This is a genomic window from Pseudonocardia sp. Ae331_Ps2 (assembly GCF_001932405.1).
Lineage (GTDB): Bacteria > Actinomycetota > Actinomycetes > Mycobacteriales > Pseudonocardiaceae > Pseudonocardia.
Genome location: NZ_MCIM01000010.1, coordinates 1 through 4,801 on the forward strand (window position 1 = coordinate 1; position 4,801 = coordinate 4,801).

Genomic DNA, 4,801 nt, shown 5'->3' on the forward strand with positions numbered 1-4,801 from the left:
CCCCGCTGTCGGGGCCGTTCAGCGTCGCGGTCGGGTCGATCAAGGGTGGTGTCGGGAAGACGACGGTGACCTCGCTGCTCGGGTTGGCGATGGCCGAGTACCGCGGGGACCGCGTCATCGCCCTCGACGCCAACCCCGATGCCGGCACGCTCGGGGACCGTCTGGTCGGGGAGGTGCAGGCAGGGCGGCGGACGGTGCGGGACCTGCTCCACGATCTGGATCGGGTCCAGTCGTCGACGCAGTTGTCGGGTTACACCCACCTCGCCGGTCGCCTGCGTGTGCTGACCTCGGAGCAGGAGCCGGCGTTGTCGGAGATGTTCTCCGAGTGCGACTACGAGGCTGTACTGCGGTTGTTGTCGGTCTATCACGAGTTGCTGCTCACCGACTGCGGCACCGGCCTGGTGCATTCGGCGATGCAAGGGACGCTGCGGCACGCTGATGCGCTGGTCGTGGTGGGTGCGCCGACCAAGGACGGGGCGTCACGCGCGGCGCGGACGCTGCAGTGGCTGGCCACCCACCAGGACTCTTCCGGCGGGTTTCCGTATCGGGACCTGGTCGCTGACGCCGTCGTGGTCCTGTCCTGTGACCGGGCGTCGCGGTATGTCGATGACAGCGTCATCGTCGACTACTTCCAGTCCAGGGTGCGGGCGGTGGTCGAGTTGCCCGCCGACCCGCACCTGGCGACCGGGGACGTCATCGACCTGGCCGCTCTGGCCCCGGGCACCCGCGATGCGGTTCTTGAACTGGCTGCGGTGGTCGCCGACGGCTTCCAGGCCCGGACCTCGGGTTTGGCGGCGCACGGCTTCCGCGACACCCACACCCGCGACATCCACACCGGTCACGCCGATCCTCAGGCTGGTCTGCGGTGATCGGGCCCGGCCCGACCAGCGCCGCTGTCGCGGCGGTGACATCACTGGGCGTCGCGTTCGCTCCGGCCGCTCCCACCCCGGCGGAGGCGCGGGTCGAGTGCGGATGGCGGATCACCGCGACCCATGTCCTGGCCGAACTCGACGGTGATGAGTCCGAGCGGGCGCAGGCGTGGCGGGCCGCGCTCACCGAGATCGGCGCGGACCGCCCCGGGTTCGTCCCCACCACCTGCTACACCGCCCCGGGCCCCAGCGACACCCGCGACAGCGGCGACAGCGGCGACAGCGGGGCGTCCGGTGGTGCCGGTAACACCGGGAACCGGTCAAATGATCATGAAAACGGATCCAGTGCCGCCCCCGACGCTGGATCGCCCGGACCGCCGACCGGGCCGACGTCCGGGACACCCGCATCAGGTGACACTGCTGGTGAGGTGTTCGGGTGGGGTGTCCCGGACGTCGTCGATGACTTCACCGGCACCGGCCTGGGTGCGGGGTGGAATGCCTATGACGGCCCGGGTCATGCCGGGAACGGCACCCGCTCCCCCGACGCGGCGACCGTCGCCGACGGTGTGCTGACGATCGACGGCACCGGGGACGGCACGACTGCCGGGCTGGCGTGGACGGCGCACTCCCAGAAGTACGGGCGCTGGGAGGTTCGGATGCGCGCCCCGACCGGGTCGCCGTCCTACAACGCGCTGGCGCTGTTGTGGCCGACGCAGGAGAACTTCCCGGTCGGTGGGGAGATCGACTTCGCCGAGATCATGAACCCGGCCCGCGACACGATCGAACTCTTTCTGCACTACGGCGCGGACAACTCCCAGGTCCACGGCGAACTCGCCATCGACGCCACCGAGTGGCACAACTACGCCGTGGAGTGGACCCCGGACGGGGTGACCGCGTTCGTGGACGGCCGCGAGTGGTGGAAGACCACCGACACCTCGATCCTGCCGCCGGGGCCGATGCACCTGTGCCTGCAGCTGGACTGGTTCCCGCGCGGCGACGGCGAGACCGGGCAGGTTCAGTACGACTGGGTCAAGCAGTGGGGCCTCGCCGCCGGCGACGGCCCATCGACCGACACCGCCGGCAGCGAAGGGTCGACCGACGCCGACTCCTCCACCACGGTCACCGACGAGATCAACAACAACACCGGCGAGCCGTAGCCGCGCGCTCCACACCGCTTGCCCACAGCGCTTGCTCGTTCGCCCTGACTTGTCTGCTCCCCGCTGACCTGGAGGTCTCCCGTATGTCTGCGATCCCGCGTTCGTCCCGGCGGCGTGTCGTGACGCCGTCGTGGGCCGATCACCTCCCGCAGCGGCGGCTTCTGCGGCTGCCGGATCGCTTTCCCGGCCGTGTCCCGCCGACCACGACGCCCCCGCCGACCGTGACGACCGCGCCGGTGGTGCGGCGGTCAGCGGTCGCGGTCCTGACCGCGACCGCGCTACTCGGCGCCGGCAGCTACGCCGCCGCAGCCGCCACCGCCCTCGGCGCCGGTCCGGAGCGGCGATCGACGCCGATACTAGGCCTGACCGCGCACGGCGACAGCGATCCACAGCTCAGCGAGGTCGGAGTGCGCCTGACCGCAGCCGGGCTCGGACCCGCCGACCTGATCGACCCGCCGCCCGCCGCAGCCCTCGTCGACAACACCGCCACCGCCGCCGCCGCTGGTGCAGCTGCTGGCGCAGTCGACCAGGCCCTGGACACAGTCACCGCCCCACCAGCAGCACCGCAGGCAGCAGCACCGGCAGCACCGCCGGCGCAGCGTTCCCGGTCTACCGCACCACCGGTCAAACCCGGCCCGACCCGTGAACCGGCACCGGCAGCTACCACCGCCGAGCCGCCGGCCGCCGCCCCGACCAGCACCGAGCCGGTCGGGCCTCGAACCTCCGCACCGGCCGCAGCACCACCGGCAACGGATGTGACCACCGACGCCGAGGCGGCGCGGGCGGCTATCGGGATGATCACCGACCTGCTGGCTGCGATCGCCGCCGACGGCGACCGCAGCGGAGACGCCACCGAGGTCGGCGCGACCGTCCTCGACGCCCTCGACCGTGACCGCCTCGCCGCGCTCGGCGCCGACTCCGACGACCTCGACACCCTCGACCACCTTCGCGCCACCACCAGCGTCGGCGGCGGCCGGAGTGACGGGACCAGGACGGACCCGGGCCACGCAGGCACCGCCGGACAGCCCACGACCGCAGACACAGAACCGACACCGGAGCAGCCATCGGCGGGCGCGCCCATCACCCGCACCCCGAGCGCACAGACCAACGGGCCGCGGGCGTCGACATCAGAGCCCGCGCCGCCGGAATCAGAGTCGACGGAGTCGGAGGTGTCGGTGGCGGCGGGCATCGAGAAGCTGACCGCGCAGGCCCGCGCCGCAGCCGAGGTCGACCCGGTCGCCCAGGAACTCCTCGACGCTCTCAACCGCACCGGCACCGGCACCGGCACCGATGCTGGTGCCGGTGCCGGTGCGAAGGCAGGCACCGACCGGGGCAACGGCTCGACCAGCGGTGACGGCACCGCCGGGAACGGCACCGCCGACGACAGCACTGACAACGACACCGCCGATGACACTGACGCCGGCGCTGGAGACGAGACCGGCGGCGGGGCCGGTGAGCAGCCGCGCACGCCTGCCGTGGGTGCCGCGCCGCCACCGGAGGCGACAGACGACACCAGCACCAGCACCAGCACCGGCACTGGCATTGGCTCGGTGTCGCCGGCGACCTGGGACAGGCTCGCGCAATGCGAGTCCGGCGGTGACTGGAGCACGAACACCGGGAACGGATTCTCCGGTGGTCTGCAGTTCTCGCCATCGACGTGGCGGGCGTTCGGCGGCGAAGGCCCGGCGCACGAGGCCGGCCGGGACGAGCAGATCGAGGTCGCGAAACGGGTCCAGGCCGTGCAGGGCTGGGAGGCGTGGCCGGCGTGTGCGCAGCGACTCGGGCTCCGATGATGACCTCGTCCCGTAACGCGGCCGACCCGCCCGTCCGCTGGGCTGCCGACCCGGCGGCGCCGCGTAGCCCGTTCCAGTTCAACCAGCTCCTCGGTGCAGCGGCGCGCTCCCGCGCCCCGGGTGGGCTGGAGATCACCGACAACGAGTTACTGGTCGACGTCACTGCCGCCGCGGCCGCGGCCGGCGAAGGCGCCGACCCGGTCGATACCGCCGCCGAGCTCGGCGCCACCATCGAGACGGTGCAGGCCCGAACCCGCACGCTGTTCCCCGACACCCGCCCGGTGTCCTGGACGGCGTTCGGAGCGCTGATCCCGGTCCTGGCCGGATCCGCCGGCGCCGGCGCGTCATGTGTCGCCGCAGCCATCACCGACGCGCTACAGACCGACCGTCGATGCGCGCTGCTCATCGACGCCGACGACCCCGCCCGATCCGGGCTAGCCTGCGCCGCCTCCTGCGACGGCCCCTGGCTGCGCCGCGTCAACGACCACATCTCGGTCCGCTACAGCTGGCGCGGCGACGCCCTGCTCGCCCGCGTAGAAACCGATCTGCCGGCGATCACACCCGGCATGGCGCCGGTCCCCCCCGATTGGCTCCCCGAACCACCGCCGGAGCCGCTGCACACCACCGTGGTCGACCTCGGCCACGGCGGCTGGCGCGCCACGGCGTCCCCGCTCTACGGCGCCGGGAGCTGGCTCCGCCGCGGCCTACCCGTTCAGCGCCCGATCCTCGTCGTGCGCGCCACCCGGCCCTCGTTACACCAAGCCGAGCACCTCCTCGCCCGCCTGGAGCCCTGGGTGCAACGCGGCATCGCCACCCCGATCTACCAGCTCGTGGTCAACGGCACCCGCAAATGGCCGCCCGGTGTCACCGGCGCCGCCGGCCCCCGGATCGAAGCGCTCCTCGACGACACGGTGTTCGTCCCCCACGAACGCAGCTGGGAGATCGGCGGTGTCACCGACGACCCCAGCCCACCCAAAGCCGT

Annotated in this window: 4 protein-coding genes; all 4 read left to right on the forward strand. The window is 72.5% G+C overall.

Annotated features, from left to right (window positions below; all coding sequences use genetic code 11):
- The first annotated feature begins 5 nt into the window (after positions 1-5).
- Positions 6-869, forward strand: a complete 864-nt coding sequence (locus tag Ae331Ps2_RS29995; protein WP_083696450.1) for a MinD/ParA family protein — start codon at positions 6-8, stop codon at positions 867-869.
- Entirely contained in the window at positions 866-2,026 is a 1,161-nt protein-coding gene (locus tag Ae331Ps2_RS30850; RefSeq protein WP_083696449.1) for a glycoside hydrolase family 16 protein, read from the forward strand. The genes Ae331Ps2_RS29995 and Ae331Ps2_RS30850 overlap by 4 nt, the downstream gene beginning before the upstream one ends.
- Positions 2,027-2,820: 794 nt before the next feature.
- Positions 2,821-3,819, forward strand: a complete 999-nt coding sequence (locus Ae331Ps2_RS34485) for a transglycosylase family protein (protein WP_084797565.1) — start codon at positions 2,821-2,823, stop codon at positions 3,817-3,819.
- Positions 3,819-4,801, forward strand: a 983-nt coding sequence (locus tag Ae331Ps2_RS30010; protein ID WP_075329928.1) for a hypothetical protein, incomplete at its 3' end; no start/stop codon positions are given. The genes Ae331Ps2_RS34485 and Ae331Ps2_RS30010, both read left to right, overlap by 1 nt.

Excerpts from the sequence above, each read along its gene's own strand:
- Ae331Ps2_RS34485 (WP_084797565.1), top strand. The coding sequence starts at position 2,821 with ATGATCACCGACCTGCTGGCTGCGATCGCCGCCGACGGCGACCGCAGC.